The sequence below is a fragment of the Microbacterium maritypicum MF109 genome (assembly GCF_000455825.1).
In the GTDB taxonomy this organism is placed as follows: Bacteria; Actinomycetota; Actinomycetes; order Actinomycetales; family Microbacteriaceae; genus Microbacterium; species Microbacterium maritypicum_A.
The window spans coordinates 1-379 of sequence record NZ_ATAO01000054.1 but is presented as its reverse complement, the minus strand read 5'-3'; the positions used below and the strand labels follow the sequence as shown (position 1 = coordinate 379).

At 64.9% G+C, this 379-nt stretch carries 1 pseudogene; it reads right to left on the bottom strand.

Annotation, left to right across the window (positions count from 1 at the left end):
* A pseudogene (locus tag L687_RS24920) lies at window positions 1–293 on the bottom strand (DNA-binding protein); the annotation flags it as partial.
* Window positions 294–379 lie beyond the last annotated feature (86 nt).

The window sequence follows — 379 nt, the reverse complement described above, 5'->3', positions numbered from 1 at the left end:
ACGACCACGATCAGCAGCACCACGACCGCGATCGCGACGAGCGGCGTGAACGACAGGAAGGTGAGCCCGCCGATCAGCAGGATCATCACCAGCTCCTGCGGGGCGTAGGCCACCGAGCTGAGCGCGTCGGACGCGAAGATGGGAAGAGCCATCCGCTTCGGGAGCAGCTGGTCGTCTACCTGCTGGCTCGTCAGCGGTTCTCCGATGAGGATGCGCTTGGCGAGCGGCGGTGAGTCCGCGCCCTCCCTGTTTTCGTCTGACACGTCCGGCGACACTACGCCTCCTGATGGCATCCTCACGCGATCCTCACGGAATCCCTACGGTGGGATGCGCGGTCCTCACGGAATCCTTACGCGCAAAGCTACACTGGCACGCGGTG